The sequence below is a fragment of the Haloferax marinum genome (genome assembly GCF_009674625.1).
Lineage (GTDB): Archaea > Halobacteriota > Halobacteria > Halobacteriales > Haloferacaceae > Haloferax > Haloferax marinum.
In genome coordinates, this window is the sequence record NZ_WKJQ01000001.1 from 1,404,622 (window position 1) to 1,422,084 (window position 17,463).

21 protein-coding genes are annotated in these 17,463 nt (G+C 62.0%); 11 read left to right on the plus strand and 10 right to left on the minus strand.

Annotation, left to right across the window (positions count from 1 at the left end; all coding sequences use genetic code 11):
* Window positions 1-259: 259 nt before the first annotated feature.
* The 5 genes from GJR99_RS17415 to GJR99_RS07185 all read left to right on the plus strand — a co-directional run bounded on the left by GJR99_RS17415 (window position 260) and on the right by GJR99_RS07185 (window position 4,884).
* A complete protein-coding gene (locus tag GJR99_RS17415; protein ID WP_191967087.1) occupies window positions 260-430 on the plus strand; it encodes a hypothetical protein in 171 nt (56 codons plus the stop codon).
* Between the two features lie 67 nt (window positions 431-497).
* Complete coding sequence (locus tag GJR99_RS07170; RefSeq protein WP_151110666.1) at window positions 498-890, plus strand: DUF7383 domain-containing protein; 393 nt, start codon at window positions 498-500, stop codon at window positions 888-890.
* 215 nt (window positions 891-1,105) lie between these two features.
* Window positions 1,106-2,749 carry a thermosome subunit beta gene (gene thsB / locus GJR99_RS07175; RefSeq protein ID WP_151113908.1) on the plus strand — a complete coding sequence of 548 codons (1,644 nt, stop codon included), beginning with the start codon at window positions 1,106-1,108 and terminating at the stop codon, window positions 2,747-2,749.
* A gap of 110 nt (window positions 2,750-2,859) precedes the next feature.
* Window positions 2,860-3,753, plus strand: a complete 894-nt coding sequence (locus GJR99_RS07180; protein ID WP_151110668.1) for a hypothetical protein — start codon at window positions 2,860-2,862, stop codon at window positions 3,751-3,753.
* A 132-nt stretch (window positions 3,754-3,885) separates the two neighbouring features.
* Window positions 3,886-4,884 (plus strand): ornithine cyclodeaminase family protein, encoded by a 999-nt coding sequence (locus GJR99_RS07185; RefSeq protein WP_151110670.1) that lies wholly within the window; start codon window positions 3,886-3,888, stop codon window positions 4,882-4,884.
* A 44-nt stretch (window positions 4,885-4,928) separates the two neighbouring features.
* Here the strand turns inward: GJR99_RS07185 and GJR99_RS07190 are convergent, their stop codons facing one another.
* From GJR99_RS07190 to hisH, 6 genes are all read right to left on the minus strand, one after another.
* Window positions 4,929-5,147, minus strand: coding sequence for a DUF7535 family protein (locus tag GJR99_RS07190; protein ID WP_151110672.1), 219 nt, complete (start codon window positions 5,145-5,147; stop codon window positions 4,929-4,931).
* Window positions 5,148-5,203: 56 nt separating this feature from the next.
* Window positions 5,204-8,080: a leucine--tRNA ligase gene (gene leuS, locus GJR99_RS07195; protein ID WP_151110674.1), complete on the minus strand. Its 2,877-nt coding sequence runs from the start codon at window positions 8,078-8,080 to the stop codon at window positions 5,204-5,206.
* A gap of 192 nt (window positions 8,081-8,272) precedes the next feature.
* Window positions 8,273-8,719, minus strand: coding sequence for an Hsp20/alpha crystallin family protein (locus tag GJR99_RS07200; protein WP_151110676.1), 447 nt, complete (start codon window positions 8,717-8,719; stop codon window positions 8,273-8,275).
* A gap of 114 nt (window positions 8,720-8,833) precedes the next feature.
* Window positions 8,834-9,244, minus strand: a complete 411-nt coding sequence (gene hsp14, locus GJR99_RS07205) for an archaeal heat shock protein Hsp14 (RefSeq protein ID WP_151110678.1) — start codon at window positions 9,242-9,244, stop codon at window positions 8,834-8,836.
* A gap of 146 nt (window positions 9,245-9,390) precedes the next feature.
* Window positions 9,391-10,197 (minus strand): prephenate dehydratase, encoded by an 807-nt coding sequence (pheA, locus tag GJR99_RS07210; protein WP_151110680.1) that lies wholly within the window; start codon window positions 10,195-10,197, stop codon window positions 9,391-9,393.
* Between the two features lie 54 nt (window positions 10,198-10,251).
* A complete protein-coding gene (hisH, locus tag GJR99_RS07215) occupies window positions 10,252-10,911 on the minus strand; it encodes an imidazole glycerol phosphate synthase subunit HisH (protein ID WP_151110682.1) in 660 nt (219 codons plus the stop codon).
* 182 nt (window positions 10,912-11,093) lie between these two features.
* Between hisH and GJR99_RS07220 the strand changes: the two genes are divergently transcribed.
* The 4 genes from GJR99_RS07220 (at window position 11,094) to GJR99_RS07235 (ending at window position 14,714) form a co-directional block, all read left to right on the plus strand.
* Window positions 11,094-12,059 carry a phosphate/phosphite/phosphonate ABC transporter substrate-binding protein gene (locus GJR99_RS07220; protein ID WP_151110684.1) on the plus strand — a complete coding sequence of 322 codons (966 nt, stop codon included), beginning with the start codon at window positions 11,094-11,096 and terminating at the stop codon, window positions 12,057-12,059.
* 85 nt (window positions 12,060-12,144) lie between these two features.
* Window positions 12,145-12,900, plus strand: coding sequence for a phosphonate ABC transporter ATP-binding protein (locus tag GJR99_RS07225; RefSeq protein WP_151110686.1), 756 nt, complete (start codon window positions 12,145-12,147; stop codon window positions 12,898-12,900).
* A complete protein-coding gene (gene phnE, locus GJR99_RS07230; protein ID WP_154325955.1) occupies window positions 12,897-13,889 on the plus strand; it encodes a phosphonate ABC transporter, permease protein PhnE in 993 nt (330 codons plus the stop codon). Before GJR99_RS07225 ends, phnE begins: the two co-directional genes overlap by 4 nt.
* 75 nt (window positions 13,890-13,964) lie before the next feature.
* On the plus strand, window positions 13,965-14,714 hold the full coding sequence (locus GJR99_RS07235; protein ID WP_151110688.1) for a DUF6498-containing protein: 750 nt from the start codon (window positions 13,965-13,967) through the stop codon (window positions 14,712-14,714).
* 21 nt (window positions 14,715-14,735) lie between these two features.
* Here the strand turns inward: GJR99_RS07235 and GJR99_RS07240 are convergent, their stop codons facing one another.
* Genes GJR99_RS07240 through GJR99_RS07250 form a run of 3 tightly spaced genes read right to left on the minus strand, consistent with a single transcriptional unit; the run spans window position 14,736 to window position 16,165 of the window.
* The gene (locus tag GJR99_RS07240) at window positions 14,736-15,332 is read right to left on the minus strand and encodes a uracil-DNA glycosylase (RefSeq protein WP_151110690.1); all 597 of its coding nucleotides are present in this window, start codon (window positions 15,330-15,332) and stop codon (window positions 14,736-14,738) included.
* 24 nt (window positions 15,333-15,356) lie between these two features.
* Complete coding sequence (locus tag GJR99_RS07245) at window positions 15,357-15,998, minus strand: endonuclease dU (protein ID WP_151110692.1); 642 nt, start codon at window positions 15,996-15,998, stop codon at window positions 15,357-15,359.
* Entirely contained in the window at window positions 15,995-16,165 is a 171-nt protein-coding gene (locus GJR99_RS07250; RefSeq protein WP_151110694.1) for a DUF5786 family protein, read from the minus strand. The genes GJR99_RS07245 and GJR99_RS07250 overlap by 4 nt, the downstream gene beginning before the upstream one ends.
* Before the next feature lie 128 nt (window positions 16,166-16,293).
* On the opposite strand from GJR99_RS07250, the gene GJR99_RS07255 reads away from it, so the two are divergent.
* Both GJR99_RS07255 and GJR99_RS07260 read left to right on the plus strand, forming a co-directional pair.
* Window positions 16,294-16,920, plus strand: coding sequence for an MBL fold metallo-hydrolase (locus GJR99_RS07255; protein WP_151110696.1), 627 nt, complete (start codon window positions 16,294-16,296; stop codon window positions 16,918-16,920).
* A gap of 1 nt (window position 16,921) precedes the next feature.
* Window positions 16,922-17,290 (plus strand): hypothetical protein, encoded by a 369-nt coding sequence (locus tag GJR99_RS07260; RefSeq protein ID WP_151110698.1) that lies wholly within the window; start codon window positions 16,922-16,924, stop codon window positions 17,288-17,290.
* Between the two features lie 15 nt (window positions 17,291-17,305).
* Here the strand turns inward: GJR99_RS07260 and GJR99_RS07265 are convergent, their stop codons facing one another.
* On the minus strand, window positions 17,306-17,452 hold the full coding sequence (locus GJR99_RS07265; protein WP_151110700.1) for a 50S ribosomal protein L40e: 147 nt from the start codon (window positions 17,450-17,452) through the stop codon (window positions 17,306-17,308).
* Window positions 17,453-17,463: the final 11 nt, after the last annotated feature.

Sequence of the window (17,463 nt, forward strand, 5' to 3'; positions counted from 1 at the left end):
GTACCCTGGGAGACAGACCCGGCCCGCCGACCACCCTCAAGCCCACCAAAGACGCACCACACCCACGTAACCACCGTCGCGATTCCCGAAAAACGAGAACCCACGCGGGTGTCTTTTTCCACTGCAGTGCTACGTTCACCTGCAGATAAGCCAACTGCCATCTGTTTCAACATGGGTCGGCGAGACGCCTTCGAGGCGTCCCGTATCAGTATAGCGTCCAAAACATTCATCACTGTGCGAAGCAATACCACGTTTGACAATGCCTGACACCAAAACCGGCCGTGAGAAGAAGGGCCTCAACAAGCGGACCCAGCTTACCGAACGGCTGTATGAACGAGAATTGTCGGTGTTAGACGGCGAAGACGACGAGCCCGAACTCGACGACACCGAGGGTGAGTTCATCGCCGAGGAACTTCCGGACGAATCCTGACGCGACACGCCAGTCTCGTTCGACTGGCCACGCGGATTTTTTATCGACGCTCACGTAGCCTCCGAGCGTGCCACATCGTGCGAACTACGCAACTGTGTTCATCGGGGCGCACCTCCACCCACCGGACGAGACACTGGACCTCGACTGGGCCGACGACGTCGGTGACGAGACCGACGTCTTCGAGTTCGACGTCCCGACCGACGACGCGCAGGAAGCCTACCTCGGCATTCAAGCGTTCGACGTCGGGGAGTACGGCCACGAGATTCACATAAACGGCGACGCGCTCTCCGGTTTCGACATCCCACCGAGTGATGGCTGGCAGTACTGGGTCGATACAGTCGCCGGCGCAGAACTCGTCGAAGGGACGAACACCATCCAACTCACCCGCGACGAGTCCACCGACGACGCCTTCGCCGTCGGGACGATAACCGTCCACTGGAAGGAACCCGTCGAAAAATAGTATATAAACCAGGAGAAATTCACGGATATTGTGTCATGTGATGTCGTGCCACACAATCGCCGAATTGCGGGTCTAAGCCCACCCAGTCGCCTAATTACGCGGGTATTTCGTCACGCACTCATCTATCACTCCGCGAGCTCGCGGCGTAGCATTTATATAGAATCACAAACAATCAGGCGATGACTATGAGCCAGCGAATGCAGCAGGGTCAGCCGATGATCATTCTCGGTGAAGACTCCCAGCGCGTCAAAGACCGTGACGCGCAGGCGTACAACATCCGCGCCGCACGAGCGGTCGCAGAGGCAGTACGCTCGACACTCGGTCCGAAAGGGATGGACAAGATGCTCGTCGATTCGATGGGTGACGTCACCATCACGAACGACGGTGTCACCATCCTCAAAGAGATGGACATCGACAACCCGACGGCCGAGATGATCGTCGAAGTCGCCGAGACGCAGGAAGACGAAGCAGGCGACGGCACGACGACGGCAGTCGCTATCGCGGGTGAACTCCTGAAGAACGCCGAGGACCTCCTCGAACAGGACATCCACCCGACGGCAATCATCCGTGGCTTCAACCTCGCTTCCGAGAAGGCACGCGAGGAAGTCGACGACATCGCAGAGCGCGTCGAACCCGACGACGAGGACCTGCTGAAGAAGGTCGCCGAGACCTCGATGACCGGCAAGAGCTCCGAACTCAACAAGGAGCTCCTCGCGGACCTCATCGTCCGTGCCGTCAAGCAGGTCACCGTCGAAGCCGACGACGGTTCCTACGTCGTCGACCTCGAAAACATCTCCATCGAGACGCAGACCGGTCGCTCCGCGTCCGAGTCTGAACTCCTCACTGGCGCTGTCATCGACAAGGACCCCGTCCACGACGACATGCCGGTCGAGTTCGACGAGGCCGACGTGCTCCTCCTCAACGAGCCGGTCGAAGTCGAAGAGACCGACATCGACACGAACGTCTCCATCGAGAGCCCCGACCAGCTTCAGAAGTTCCTCGACCAGGAAGAGGCACAGCTGAAAGCGAAGGTCGACCAAATCGTCGACTCCGGTGCCGACGTGGTCTTCTGCCAGAAGGGTATCGACGACCTCGCCCAGCACTTCCTCGCGAAGAAGGGCATCCTCGCCGTCCGCCGGACCAAGAAGTCCGACGTCAAGTTCCTCAAGAACATCACGGGCGCGTCCATCGTCTCGGACCTCGACTCCATCGAGGCCGCCGACCTCGGCCGTGCGTCCATCCGCCGTGACGACGCCGACGACCTGTTCTACGTCGAAGGTATCGGCGAAGACGTCCACGGTGTCACGCTCCTCCTCCGCGGTTCGACCGACCACGTCGTCGACGAACTCGAGCGCGGTGTCCAGGACGCTCTCGACGTCGTCGCTTCGACGGTCGCCGACGGCCGCGTCCTCGCAGGTGGCGGTGCCATCGAAGTCGAACTCGCCTCGCGCCTCCGCGACTACGCAGACTCCGTCTCCGGTCGCGAGCAACTCGCAGTCGAAGCGTTCGCCGACGCGCTCGAACTCGTCCCGCGCGTCCTCGCCGAGAACGCTGGTCTCGACTCCATCGACACGCTCGTCGACCTTCGTGCGGCCCACGAAGACGGACAGGTCCGCGCTGGCCTGAACGTCTTCACCGGCGACGTCGAAGACGCATTCGAAGCAGGCGTCGTCGAGACGGCCCACGCCAAAGAGCAGGCCATCTCCTCCGCCTCCGAAGCCGCGAACCTCGTCCTCAAGATAGACGACATCATCGCTGCTGGTGACCTCTCGACCGGTGGCAACGACGACGAAGAGGGCGGCGCACCCGGCGGCATGGGTGGCATGGGCGGTATGGGCGGTATGGGCGGCGCGATGTAAAGGTAGGCTTACGCCCCACACATCCACACCCACACCGACTTCCGCACCGCACGACAGACCGATTATTTTTCGACAGAAGAACTATCCCGAAGAGCCGAGTAGCCGCGGCTATGCCCTCCAGACGCGACTACCTCGCTAGCTTCGGTGGGGGCCTCGGGACGCTCGGACTCGCCGGGTGTCTCGACGCTGGGCCGCCGACACAATCCGCGAGAGAGACGAGGACACCGACGCCGCCACCGGAACCACACGCGTTCGGCGAGCGCGCGATTCTTGGGTCGGTGGGAGTGGCACCACAGGTCGTACAGGTACAGGAGTCGTTTCATCGCGTTCTCAACAGCAGTTGGGGCGCAGTCGAGCGTGTCGAAGACCACTGGGTCGTGTTCGTGGAACTCGCCGTCGACACGCCAGAGACGGCCAGCATCCCAGTAGACTCGATACGACTCGTCGCCGGCGACGAGGTGTTTGTGGCGCAAGAAGCCTTCGCCGACGTCCCGGCGAGAGACGTCTACCTCGACCACCTCATCAGTCCCCAACTCCCGTACGACCCGGACTCGAACCGCACCGGGTGGGTCGGGTTCGTCGTGCCGAGTGAGTACTCGACGCCCGACGACGTCACACTGCAAATCCACTACGGCGGAGACGTTGTCGCGTGGACGCTCCCATCGGCGAGCGCGGGCCGCCTCTCCGACCCACTCCCGACGTTCGAACTCGTTTCGTTCGACGGGCCAGAGACGACACCAACCGATGGCACCGTGGAGTTGAAGATTACTGCGACGAACGACTCCGCGGTTGCTGGCGTCTTTCGCGCGTGCGTCAACACGACCGGACCCACTGGGGTGCGCCGACCACATCGTCGGCGCGTGCCGCTCGACGCAGGAGCGGAAGCGACGACTACGGTCGAGTTGACGACGTCGAACTACACGACAGAATCGGAGACCACATTCGAGTGTTACCTCAGAACCGCCGATGTCGGGCGGAGTCTGTCGATTTCGGTCGTCGACTGAGCCGACAAATAGCAACCGTGCGAACACCCCGCATCCCAGATGATTTGGACGTTTCTCTCACTTTCATATTCAGAGTTGGAGTTGCGTTCAGAAATAGAACAAACTAAGTAGGGGGTACGGGAATGAGTGACTATGCCGACGACGCTGTTACTGAACAAAGACGACGTCAACGAGAACGTCCAGATGCCGGAACTCATCTCGGCTATCGAAGACGCCTTCGCGGCCTACGAGACCGGCGACGCCCAGATGCCGCCGAAATCGTACATCGACCTGCCAGAGTACAACGGTGACTTCCGGTCGATGCCCGCGTATCTCGACGCCGGTGACTGGGACGCAGCAGGCATCAAGTGGGTGAACGTCCACCCCGACAACGGCGACAAGTTCGGGCTGCCGACCGTCATGGGGACGATGATCTACTCCGACCCCGAGAACGCCTTTCCCCTCGCACTGCTCGACGGGACGGAACTGACGATGCTCCGCACGGGCGCTGCTGCCGCCGTCGCCACCGACTACCTCGCCGTCGAAGACGCCTCCTCGATGGGTATCATCGGTGCCGGTGTCCAGTCGTACACGCAACTCCGTGCCATCAGCGAAGTCCGCGACATCGAGGAAGTCGTCATCTCTGACCTCGACGAAGAACGCGTCGCCGACTTCATCGACGCCTTCGAAGCCGACTTCGACATCCGCGCAGGGTCTATCGAAGAGGCCGCCCAGTGCGACGTTCTCTCGACGGTCACGCCCGTCGAATCACCCATCGTCCCCTTCGACGCCGTCGGCGAACACACCCACATCAACGCGATGGGTGCCGACGCCGAAGGCAAGCACGAACTCGACGACGAGATTCTCCTGAACGCCAAACTCGTCATCGACGACCACGCCCAGACGACCCACTCGGGCGAAATCAACGTCCCGTACCACGAGGGCGTCCTCGGTGACGACGACATCTTCGGTGCCATCGGCGAAATCGTCGTCGGCGACAAAGCCGCCCGGACCGAAGCAGACGGCATCAGCGTCTTCGACTCCACTGGACTGGCGATTCAGGACGTCGCGGCCGCTCACGTCGCGTACGAACACGCTATCGAGAACGACAACGGCTACGCGTTCGACCTGCTCGGTCTCGCCGACGAATAACGCGACGTCGACACTCGCGAGTCTATTTCTGCATTTTTTCTTCGCTACTCACCAGTTCCACGCTGGTTGGAGAGATAGCCGAACACCTTCGACACCACGTAGACGATGGCGATGAACGGCAGGAGCGGGATGAAAAGCATCACGAGGATGAGAAACATGGCCCACCCGATAGAGTCCATCTCCATGTCGGGGCGCATGCCTGTCCGCGGTGTGACCGTTCGGTAGACCTTGTGTGGAATGGAGAGTGACTCCTCTTGGCTCATGTATTCGTGTACGTTTGCCGAAACGATAAGGTGACCGGCGAGCAGGGTGCTCGCGGTTATTCGAGGTGGACTGCCGGACGGAACGGAATCGCCTTCGAGGCCCGGTCGGCCGGGTCGACGATGTCGTCGGCGTCTTCGACGTACACCTCGACGTCGGCGTCGAACTCACGTGCGAGGAAGTCGGCGGCACGCTCGTAGGTCGCCGATTCGTCGAGGTCGAGTTTGGCGCGGAGTGCCGCCTCGTCTTGGCCACGCGTTTGGCTCACGAGGTCCTGCACGAGGTCGTTGACGGCGTTGCCCTTCTCGCGGAGGTCAGGGTCCTGCATGACCTGCCCCATGATGGCACCGACGTTGTCGCCGTTGTCGACGACCGTCTCGAACACGTCGCGCTTCCAGTCGGCGGCGACGTAGACGCGGAGCGTGTCGGGGTCGGAGTCGGTCACGTCGATGATGTCGCGGATGTCTTCGGTCAGGCGTTCGACCTGCTGTTCTTCGAGTTCGACCGTCTCGTCGTCGAACTCAGTGTCCGGTTCCGGCCACGGAACGTCTTCGGCCGCCGTGCCGGTCAACTGCTCGTGGAGTTCGTTCGTCATGAACGGGACGAACGGGGCGAGCAGGCGCAGGCGCGTCTCGAGGACGGTTCGGAGCGTCCACTTCGCAGCAGGGCGGTCGAGGTCCGTCCGGCGGCGGTACCACCGCAGGTCCTCTTCGAAGTTGTAGAAGGCGGCCTGACTGGCCGAGCGCGTCTCGGATTCGTCCATGGCCTCGGTCACGTCGCGGACCGTGTCCTGCAGTTTCGACAAGAGCCATCGGTCGATGGTCGCCAGTTCGGGGCATTCGTCCGGTCCGGGGTCTGCGATAACCTCCTGTGCGCGGTTCCAGAAGCGCTCGAGTTGGTCCTGGACCGACCCGACGAGTTCGGAGCGCCAGTCGTAGTCTTGCCACGGTTCGGCCGAGTTGAGCAGGAAGAAGCGGACGGTGTCGGCACCGTACTCGCTGATGGCCTCGCCGGGGAGGACGACGTTCCCCTTCGACGACGACATCTTCTGGCCTTCGAGCAGGCCCATCCCCATGATGACGATGCCCTGTGGCCACTGTGGCTGGTCGAACAGTTCGCCGTGGTGGAACTGGTAGAACGTCAGGTGGTTCGTGATGAGGTCGTTCCCACTGAAGCGGTAGTCGACCGGGTACCAGTAGTCCCACTCCTCGCGCAGTTCGAGGGCGCGTTCGTCGGCCTCGTCGGCCGCCTCTGGGCCGTAGAACAGCGTGTCGAAGAAGTCCTGCGTCAGGTCTTCGGTCGGGATGTCCTGCAGGCGGTGGGCGATGGTGTAGTACGCCATGTAGATTGTCGAGTCCGACAATGGCTCGATGACGAACTGGTCGTCCCACGGCAGGCGGGTTCCGAGGCCGTAGTTACGGATACACGGCCACCCGTTCAGCCAATCGATGGTGTGGTGGTACTCGTCGCGGGTGTTGTCCGGGATGGCGTCCAGACCGTCGGCGACGTCGTGTGCAATCTGCTTCCAGTCTTCGTCGTCGTACGACAGGAACCACGTGTCCTGTTCGGCGACGACGACGTCGCCGCCACAGCGACAGACGACTTCCTCGGAGAACTCCTGCATGACGTCGAACTGGCCGGCGTCGATACCGTCGGCCTTGTAGTCGTCGCGAACCTTCTCGACGAGTTCGCCGGCGTAGTCGCCGTAGAACTCCTTGAGTCGGCCAGCGTGGAACTCCTTGTTGTAGAGGTCCTTCGTCGCCTTCTCCAGCGCGGGGTCGTCAGACGACTCGATGCCAGCGTTCTCGACGGCGGATTTGGCGGGAATCTCGCCGTACTCGTCGTCCTCGCTGTCGATGTCGAGGATTGGAATCGGCTCGATGTCGGCCACGTCGGCAGGGTCGATGCCGAACGATTCGAGGAATGCGGTGTCGGCTTTGGCCTCTTGCAGCGCGACGTAGTCGTCGGGGCTGTGTGCCGGGACGGACATGACGACACCTGTCGCGTTGTCGGCGTCGACGAAGTCCGCTGGCAGGACGAGCACTTCGTCACCAGTGACGGGGTTCTGGACGGACTGGCCGACCAGTTCGGAGCCTTCGACGGTCTCCAGAATCTCCACGTCGTGTGCCTGGTACTCCAGTTTCGCGGCGGCGTACTCGGAGACGAACCACGTCTCGCCTTCGACGTCGGCGACGACGTAGGTCGCCTCGGGGTCGATGTAGGCGTTCGTCACGCCGTGGACCGTCTCGGGGCGCAGCGTCGCCATCGGGACGACGACTGACTCGCCGTCGCGTTCCCAGCCGAATCGGACCAGCGTGTACTCCTGGAACTCGGCGTTCTCGCCTTCGAGCAGGTCGTGGGTCGTGACCGGTTGCTCTTCGTTCGTACAGAACTTGACGGGGTGGAGGCCCTTCTCCAGTCGGCCGCGTTCGCGGAGCGTCCGGTACTGCCACTCGATGAACTTCGAGTAGCGCTCGTCGTTCGTCGTGAACTCACGACGCCAGTCGACGGAGAGCCCGAGCGACTGCATCCCCTTCTTGTAGTGTTCCTCGATGAAGTAGCGTGCCCACCCCATCGGCGTCTCCAGGTCAGAGAGCGTGTCTTCGGAGACGTTGTAGGTGTCTTTGAGGACGGACAGTTGCTTCTCTTCGCCTTTCTTCAGTCGCTCGACCGCGCCGATAATCGGCGTGCCGGTGACGTGCCAGGCGATTGGGAACAGGACGTTGTCGCCCTGCTGGCGTCGATAGCGGGCGTACACGTCCGGAACCGTGTAGGTGCGTGCGTGCCCGATGTGCATCCCACCACTCGGATACGGATACGGAACCGTGACGAACGTCGCGTCGTCGGCGTCTGCGTCCGGGTCGGCCTCGTATCGGCCAGACTCGGCCCAGCGCTCCCGCCAACGCGCCTCGAGTTCCTGCGGGTCGTAGTCCATATCCGTGGTAGTGGCACGCCGACCTAAAATAACTCCTATACTCGACTTCTGGGCCTGTCTGATTGCGGCAGATATTGTCACATTTTGACATGGGCGAGTCGCAAAGTACGCGCTGGGCGAGACGAAATCAACGGGACAGAGAAAATTTGATTCAGTCGTTCAGACGGACGAGGGCCGAGCGACCGACTCGACTCAGTCGATGTCGATGCGGTGGGATTCGTCGGGCGTCACGTCCATCTTGGGGAGTTCGATGGTGAGGACGCCGTTGTGGTACGACGCCGAGGCGTTCTCTTCGTCCACTGCTTCGGGGAGTCGGAGGGTGCGGCGGGCAGACTGCTGGCGCCGTTCGCGGTGGAGATACTCGCCTTCTTCACGTTCTTCGGTCATCTCACGCTTCGCCTCGATGGTCAGGGTTCGGTTGGCAATCGAGAGCGAGATATCCGACTTTTCGTAGCCTGGGAGGTCAGCAGAGAGGACGAGTTTGTCGTCGTAGTCGGAGATATCGACGGCCATGTCGTGCAGTCGGGGCGCTGGCATCGTGCCCGAGCGGTCGAACTGGTGGCCCATCTCGTCGAACTGTCGGGAGAGTCGTTCGAACAGTTCTTCTATGTCTTCGAATGGATTCGTGCGTCGCATCATCGGTAATTCACCGAGGGTTAGGAACGTCGCCCGAGGAGATAACCATTTCCGGAACAGGAGTAGCAATTAGCACGCTACGAGGCGTCTCGCGCCGACATTCGAAAAATTGGTCGGTTATTCGATGTCGATGCTGCTGGAGTCGTCAGCCACCGGTTCCGCCTTCGGGAGCGTGATCGTGAGGACGCCGTTTTTGTAGGTTGCCTTCACCTCGTCGCGTTTGACTTCCGTCGGGAGCGTCACCGACCGGGAGACCGACCGCTGGGTTCGCTCGTGTCGGATGTAGTTATCTTCGTCGACGTCCGTCGACTCCTCTCGGTCGGCGGCAATCGAGAGTTGGCGGCCACGAACGCTCACGTCGAGGTCTTCTTTCTCGAATCCGGGCAGGTCGGCGACGACCTCGACACTGTCGTCGGTCTCGACCATGTCGAGGGAGATGTCTTGGAACCGCGCGAGGCCGGAGTCCTCGAAGGACCGACCCATCCGGTCGAACAGGTCTTCGATCTCGTCGAATGGATTTCGTTGCATACATCTCGGTATTCGACGCGCATCTCAAAGAAACATGTGGTCAGTCTCACATGAAAAGTGGGAGTACGTGCCCACTCTCGTCGAGTGACCAGAGAGACGACGGGTGTCTCTTTACACGAACGGCTCCGAAAATCGACGCTCGAGAGTCAGTACAGAACGTGACGCGTGTCGTACGACCCGAGCACGCGAACCCACCCGTTTTGGGCAATCTCTTCGACGTCGGCGAGCGCCTGTTGCATCCGCTCTTCGTAGAGTCCGGCGTCGGCGTCGATGTGGAAGAGATAGTCGCCGAGGCGGTTCCCGCTCGGGCGCGACTCGATACGCGAGAGGTTGACGTCGCGCTCGGCGAACGCTTCGAGCAGTTCGAGGAGGAGGCCGGGGTAGTTCGCGTTCGGATAGACGACGATAGACGTCTTCCCGCCGGCGTCGGAGCGTGCGGACTCGGGTGCGACGACGAGGAAGCGCGTCGCGTTCGACGACCGGTCCTGGATGTCTTCGGCGATGATTTGGAGGTCGTCTCCCTGGTTGTCCGGGTGCCCGATGCCGGCTACAGAGGGGTCCGCACGGGCGCGTTCGACACCCCGAGCGGTGCTGGCCACCGCTTCGAGTGCCACGTCGGGGTAGTTCTCGTCGAGATAGGACCGACACTGCGCGAGCGCCTGTGAGTGACTGGCGACGACGTCGAACTCCTCACCCTGCGCCAAGAGCGCGTGGCGGATGGGCGTCACTATCTCTTGGACGACGCTCACGTCGGAGTTCGCCACGGCGTCGAGACTCTCCGAGACGCTTCCTTCGATACTGTTCTCGATGGGGACGACGCCCCGTTCGAACGAGCCGTCTGCGACTGCGTCGACGATAGACGTGACCGATTCTCTGAAGGCGACGTCGTCGGCGACGGCGCGGGCGGCGCGGTGAGAGTACGTCCCCGCCGGGCCGAGCGTGACTGCCTGCATACCGCCCCATTCACGCACGGACGACAAAAGGCCGTCGGGGGAGGCAGATTCGACCTATCGGTCCGCGCAGAATTCGACGAAGTTGCGGAGGATAGTCAGTCCGGTCTCGCCGGACTTCTCGGGGTGGAACTGCGTGCCGAAGACGGTGCCTTCCTCGTTGGCGACGACGGCCGGGAACTCGACGCCGTAGTCCGTCGTCGCGACGATGGCCTCGTCGTCGTCCGGGTCGGCGTAGTACGAGTGGACGAAGTAGGCGTACTCCCCGTCGACGCCCTCGACGATGGGGTGGTCACGCTGGACGTGTAGTTCGTTCCATCCCATGTGCGGGACCTTCTGTCCTTCGGCAAAGCGGACGTTTCGGCCGGGGATGAAGTCGAGACCTTCGACTTCGCCCTCTCCGGCGTGGTCTGCTTCCTCAGAGGAGGTCAAAAGCATCTGCATCCCGAGACAGATACCGAATATCGGTGTCCCAGCGGCGGCGGCATCTGCGAGTGGTTCGCGGAACGGTCCTGCGTTCTCCATCCCTTCGGAGAACGCCCCAACACCGGGGAGGACGATACCGTCTGCGTCTTCGAAGTCCGCTGGGTCGTCGGAGATGACGACGTTCGCACCCGCACGTTCGAGGCCGCGCATGGCGCTCCGGAGGTTGCCAAGGCCGTAGTCGACCATCACCACGTCGGCGAGGGTCTCCTCGGACGCCTGTGTCGTGCTCATATCTGTCTTTTGCAGAGCGTGGGCAAGTGAGTTTCCGTCTCGGCGACCATCGTGGGGAACACCGCTCGACAACAGAGTTATAGAAACCCGTAGTGGGAGTGAACGAGTTTATATTTGGGGGTATTAAAGGGAAATAATAGGAAGATTTAACCTCAATCTACCAGAGAGTTTGAACGAACTACATGTCCTCACGGCGAAACTTCCTCAAGAAGACCGGTGCGGTCGGTGCACTCGGTATGGCAGGACTGAGCGGGTGTATCGGGAGTATCGGGGGTGGGTCGGACTCGGTGTCGTTCCTTCTAACACCGTCGGAGTCGGACGTCGACATCAAACAGCAGTATCAACCGCTCTTCGCGTACCTCGAAGAAGAAGCGGGTGTCACCGTCGAGTCGGAAGTCGCTGCCGACTACGCTGCAGTCTATCAGGCGTTCAAGTCCGGTCAGGCCGACCTCGCGGACTCCTCGCCGACGATTGCGATTCAGGGCGGAAACGAAGGCGTGACAGAAGTCATGGGCATTCGCGTCGCCTACGGTGCGGCGAAGTACTTCTCGCTCATGACGACGACGCCCGACAGCGGCGTCGAAGAACTCGCCGACTTGGAAGGGAAGACCGTCGCCTTCGCAGACCGCCTCTCGACCAGTGGGTCGCTCTTCCCGCTGTACATGCTCCAGCAGGCCGGACTCGACACGGGCAACGCCCCCGACGGCGACCCAGTCGACTTCACCGGTCAGTGGTCCGACCACTCGACGGCACGCGAGACGCTCGTCAACCGCGACGAAGTGGTAGCCGCAGGGACCGGCGCGTTCTCCGTCGCTGCACACGTGCCGAAAGACCAGTTCCCACAGCAGTTCCTCGACGTCTCCGCCGAGAACGACGGTGACCTCGGGACCGAGTCACCGCAACTCGACCTGCTTGCGGCGTCCGACCCCATCCCACGTGCACCGATAATCGTGCGCTCCGAACTCGAAGACGGGATGAAGTCGTCGCTCACCGACGCACTCACGAGCGTCACGCAGGACGACCTCATCAACGAGGACCTCGGTGAAGACGAACAGCTCTGGTTCACTGGCGTCGAACCCGGCACGGTCGAAGACTACGAACCGATCAAGAACGTCATCGACTCGCTGGGCATCACGCTCGGACAGTAATCACCTCACAAACAATTCCATTGCAGTATCATTTTGGCGGTGCCGTACACACGACGGATGAACGCGGGAACTCCGCCGACACATTATGAGTACCATCGAAGTACGTAACCTCACGAAAACGTTCGGCGACGTTCGAGCGTTGGACGACGTCTCCTTTACCATCGAGGATGGCGAGTTCGCTGTGCTGCTTGGGCAGTCCGGCGCAGGGAAGTCCACGCTACTGCGTTGCTTGAACGGAATCACGAAACCCACGTCGGGTGAGATTCGAATCAACGACGAACCGGTCAGAGGACCACGCAACGACGTGGCGATGATCTTCCAGCAACACTACGTTCTCGGCCAACTCAGCGCCTACGGAAACGCGCTCACGGGTGCACTCCACCGAACGCCGTTCTTCCGCAGTCTCGTCGGGTGGCACTCCCGACCAGACAAGATGGAAGCACTCAGCGCACTCGAAACGGTCGGCCTGCTGGACAAAGCCGACCAACGGACGCGGAACATGAGTGGTGGACAGCAACAGCGCGTCGGTATCGCGCGAGCGCTCGTCCAGCAACCGAACCTCCTCCTCGCCGACGAACCCGTCGCGAGTCTCGACCCCGCCAGCGCCGAGACGGTGATGGGGTACATCCGAAGCGCGGCCAAAGAGCGTGACCTCTCGACGCTCGCAAGTCTCCATCAGGTCAACCTCGCCCGCGAGTTCGGTGAGCGGTTCCTCGCCCTCCGCGACGGGGAACTCGTCTTCGACGGCTATCGCGAAGACCTGACCGTCGACATCATCGACCGCATCTACGGCGACGTCCAGACACAGGACATCCGTGAAGGGACGGAGGCCCACGCATGAGCGAGCGAGACGACGCGCCGACCGACGACGAGTCGTCGAATCCGAGACCCGATGGCGGAACCGTCACGGGCAATCTCGAGGGTGCACTTCGTGACATCACGCTCACGAAACGCATCAAGTGGGGGATGGCGTTCGTCCTCTCACTCGTCTTCGGCTATCTCTTCTTCCAAGCCCTCGCGGAAGTCGGGTTCTCGGTTGCCGAAATTCTCTACTACTGGCCCGAGTTCCAGAGTGCCCTCGGGGAGTTCTTCCCGCGAACCTCGCTGTTCGGCGTCCTCCCGTTCGTCGACTTTGGTTCGTACTGGCAGTTCATCCAGGAGCGAAATCTCTTCGGCGCAGCAATCGTCACGCTGGCGATGGGGTTTGCGGGGACCGTACTCGGCATCCCCGGTGCGCTCCTCCTCGGCGTGCTCGGGTCTGAGCGCGTGACGCCCTACCCGTTCAACTTCATCTTCCGTGGAACGATGAGCGTCATCCGTGCCATTCCAGCACTCGTCTGGGCGCTCATCTACATCCCGCTCGGCGGCGTCTCACCGTTTACGGCGACGCTCGCTATCGGAACCGACACGATGGGGAACCTCGGCCGACTGTTCACCGACGCACTCGAAGAGGTCGAAGACGGACCGATAGAAGCCATCGAGTCGACCGGTGCGAACCGCCGACAGACCGTCGTCTTCGGGATGCTCTCGCAGGTGTTCACCCCGTTCATCGCGTGGACGATGTACATCCTCGAAATCAACACCCGGATTGCGGTCACGATGGGTCTCATCGGTGGTGGCGGTATCGGCTACATCTTACAGACCCAGCGGAGTCTGTTCAAGTACACGAACATGATGGCGACGATTCTCGTCATCTTCCTGCTCGTCGTCTCCGTCGAGTTCGTGAGTCAGCGCGTCCGGTCGTACATCCGTGGCGAAGAAGAGGGACTGAGTTTCCTCAAACTCGTCGTGGAGTTCCCACAGCGGATGGCCCGTTCGCTCTGGGAGTAATCCACCCGTCTCGAACGCGGCGGATTCCGCGACCCGCGGCACTGTTTTTTAGTGGTCGACGACGTTGCTGAACGTATGCTGAGGTCACCACGTTCTGCGTCGTCTCCACTCGCACTCGTGGCGCTGGTGGCCGCAAACGTCGTCCCACTGGTCGGCGTCGTCTGGTTCGGTTGGAGTCTGAAGGCACTGCTCGTCGCCTATTGGCTCGAAAGCGGCGTCGTCGGACTGCTGAACGTCCCGAAGATTCTGGCGGCGAGTGGGTCCGGCGACGGCGGGTCGTCGATAACCGCGACCATCAACGGCCGACAAGTCGACCTCTCTCCTCCCGAGAACCCACGCGACGGATTTCACTTCTATCAGTCGAGCGTCCCCATTGCGGGGTTTTTCCTCGTTCACTACGGTGTCTTCTGGGCCGTCCACGGCGTCTTCGTCTGGACGCTCGACGCGTTCGCAGTGGGTGGCGTCGGCGGCGTCCCAGTGATTCCCGTCCTCCTCGCCGCGGGTGCGACACTGCTCAGTCACGGTGGGTCGTTCGTCGTCAACTTCGTCGGCCACCAGGAGTACCGAACGATATCTCCCGGCAAACAGATGTCAGAGCCCTATCGCCGTGTTATCGTCCTCCACCTGACGATTATCTTCGGCGCGTTCCTCGTGGGTGCGTCCGGCGCACCGGTGGCGGCGCTCGTCGTCATGGTCTTCGTCAAAACCATCCTCGACGTGGGTGCACACCTCAGAGAACACGCTCAGGCGCGGAAGCGAGCCAAGAATCGCCGCGAGACTGCCACCGAGACCGAGATTCTCGACGCTCGCGACACGTCGGCGTGAGGAGACGGGGGCCGCCGTTCTTCAGAAGTCACCGAGGCTCGACTGCCCGTCCGACGAGTCAGCGAGTCCTGAGAGGTCAGCAGCACGCGCGATAGTCTCGAAGAAGCCCTCTCGCTGTCCTCGGTCGTAGAGCGTCGCGGCGGGGTGGACAGAGAGGAGCACGCGATACGAGTCGTCTCCGAGTCGGGCGTCCACGACCGACCCGGACTCGTTCGTGATGGCGACGCTCCGGTCGAGTAGGTGTTGTGAGGGAACCTTGCCGAGCGTGACGACCAGTTCGGGGTCGACGAGTTCGAACTCACGGGCGAGATAGCCACGACAGTTCGACAGTTCGTCTGCCTTCGGGTCGCGGTTGTCCGGTGGCCGACACCGCACGCAGTTCGTGATACGGACGTCGGCGCGGGCGAGGCCGGCCTCACGGAGTGCGTCGTCGAGAACGGTCCCAGAGCGACCGACGAACGGTTCTCCGCCTTCGTCTTCTTTCGCGCCGGGCGCCTCGCCGAGGAAGAGCAGGTCGGCGTCGTCGGGACCGACCCCGTTGACGATTCGACTCCGCGAGGCCACGAGTTCGGGACACTTCTCGCAGTCGGTCACGCAGAGGCCCTCCATGTGTTCCATACCCGCTTCGAGGAGGGCGACGGCTTAATTCCCCACGAACCGTCGCGCCGCGCGGGCGGCCATCCGTGCGACGCGAAGCGGTTCGGGTCGGCCACCGGTCGGCGTGAACGCCCGGACGACCTTCGTCGCCTCCTCGTCGTCGCACCCGGCGGCGCGGACGAAGAGTCGCTCACCGTTTACCTCGACGGCACGCCTCGGTGGCGCGCCGCGATAGATATCGAGGCGCCGAGAAAGCGCGTCACCTGAGAACTGTTCTGCGAGCGCAGACTCCAGCCCCTCGCTCTCCTCGAAGGAGACGGAGAGCACCGGTCGGTCCAGTTCGGACGCGAGGCGGCCGATATCGACCAGGTTGAACCACGCTGGCGCGATGCCCGACACGAGGACGTAGCGGACGTCCTCACGGCCGAGCGAATCGTACAGCGAGACGATGGCGTCGGTTGCGTCGTCACCGCCGACGGTGCACGTCCCGTATTCGAGACCATCCACGACGCCATTCGCTCGAACGACGGCACCACAGAGGATACTCTTCGGTGCGGAGTCGCGTGAGTCGTCACTCGTGGATGTCGCGTCCGTCGAAAAAGAGTGCTCACTCGAATCGTCTGTGGACGCACGCGCAGAACCGGGGTACGACTCTGCAATCCCGAGCGCGCGAGTCCCGGACTTCACTCCTCTTTTATCTCCTGCAGGCGGTCAAGTAGTTCGTCGTTCGATGCGCCAATCTCGAAGTCGACTTCCCCCTCGTGTTTCTCGTTGTCAGTCTCTACGCCGTCTTCTTCGTCGAAGTCGACGTTCTGGTCTTGCTGCTCTGACTCATCGTAACTCCCGAATCCCATACAGTTCACACTACACGACCGAGCCTGAAAAATGGTTTGTCGCTCGAATTTCACGGTCCGGCGTTCTGTCGTTGCAGCGGTAGCTCTCGTCGGCCGACTTTTTCCTGTCGGAGGACGTAGGCGAGTGTATGGAAGTCATCACGGTCACCGCCGACGCCGACGTGTTCACCTGTAACGCTTATCTCGTCCTCGGCGACCGAACCGTCCTCGTCGATGCTGGGACGATGACGGGCGTCGAAGACGTCGTCGCAGAACACACCGACCACCTCGACGCCGTCGTCCTCACCCACCAACACTCCGACCACGTCGGGGAGTTAGACGCCGTCGTCGACCGATTCGAACCAGACGTCTACGCCTACGCCGACCATCCGTTACGAACGCACGAACTCGAAGACGGAGACGACGTCGTGATGGGCGACGAGTCGTTCGAAGTCGTCTACACGCCGGGGCACGCCGACGACCACGTGTCACTCGTGAGTGGACGCTCGCTGTTCTCCGGCGACGTCGTGGTGTACAACGACGGTGCGTACGACGACGGGAGTTTCGGTCGAACCGACATGCCTGGACAGTCGCGTGAGCGACTCATCAGCAGTCTGCAGACGCTCCTCGACCGACTGCCGGAGACGGTCGAGTCGATGTACGCCGGTCACGGCGACGTCTTCGAGACCGAACGAGGCGGTGACACCGTCCGCGACGTCGTGGAACGCGCGCTCGGACGTGCCGAAGAACGCAAGCCAAAGTACCCGGAGGAGTGAGATGGCGACCACGACCCGGCCCGAACTGACGCGCCTCCACTATCTCGGTGTCGTCCTCGCGGCGATAACTGGACTCGTCCACCTCGTCCTCGGCGCTGTCGTCCTCTCGTCGAATCCGGCCGACCCACTCGCACTCTCGTTCGTCGGGGCGGCAGCGGGGTTCGCAGGTGGCATCGTCGCCGTGCTCCGCGGGAGCGAGCGCGCACGGACGTTGGCGATACTCCTCGGAATCCCCTTCACCGCCGGACAGATTCTCCTCTACGTCGTGCTGAACTGGCCGGATATCTTCACCGTCGTCGGCGTCGTGGACAAACTCGTCCAGCTCGCGCTGGTCGTGGTGCTGGTCGTACTGTATCAGCGAGAACGGTAGCAGAAAACCCGAGAATTACGCAGCGCGGCGCTCTTTCGACTTCGGTCGAAGGTGCTTGTATCCGCACTTGCGGCACGATTGTGCTTTCTTCGGGTTTCGCGCGTTGCAGCGCATGCAAATCTGCTTCTCGAGCGTCCGCTTCGTCGCAGCGTCACTAGCCATGCATACGAGTC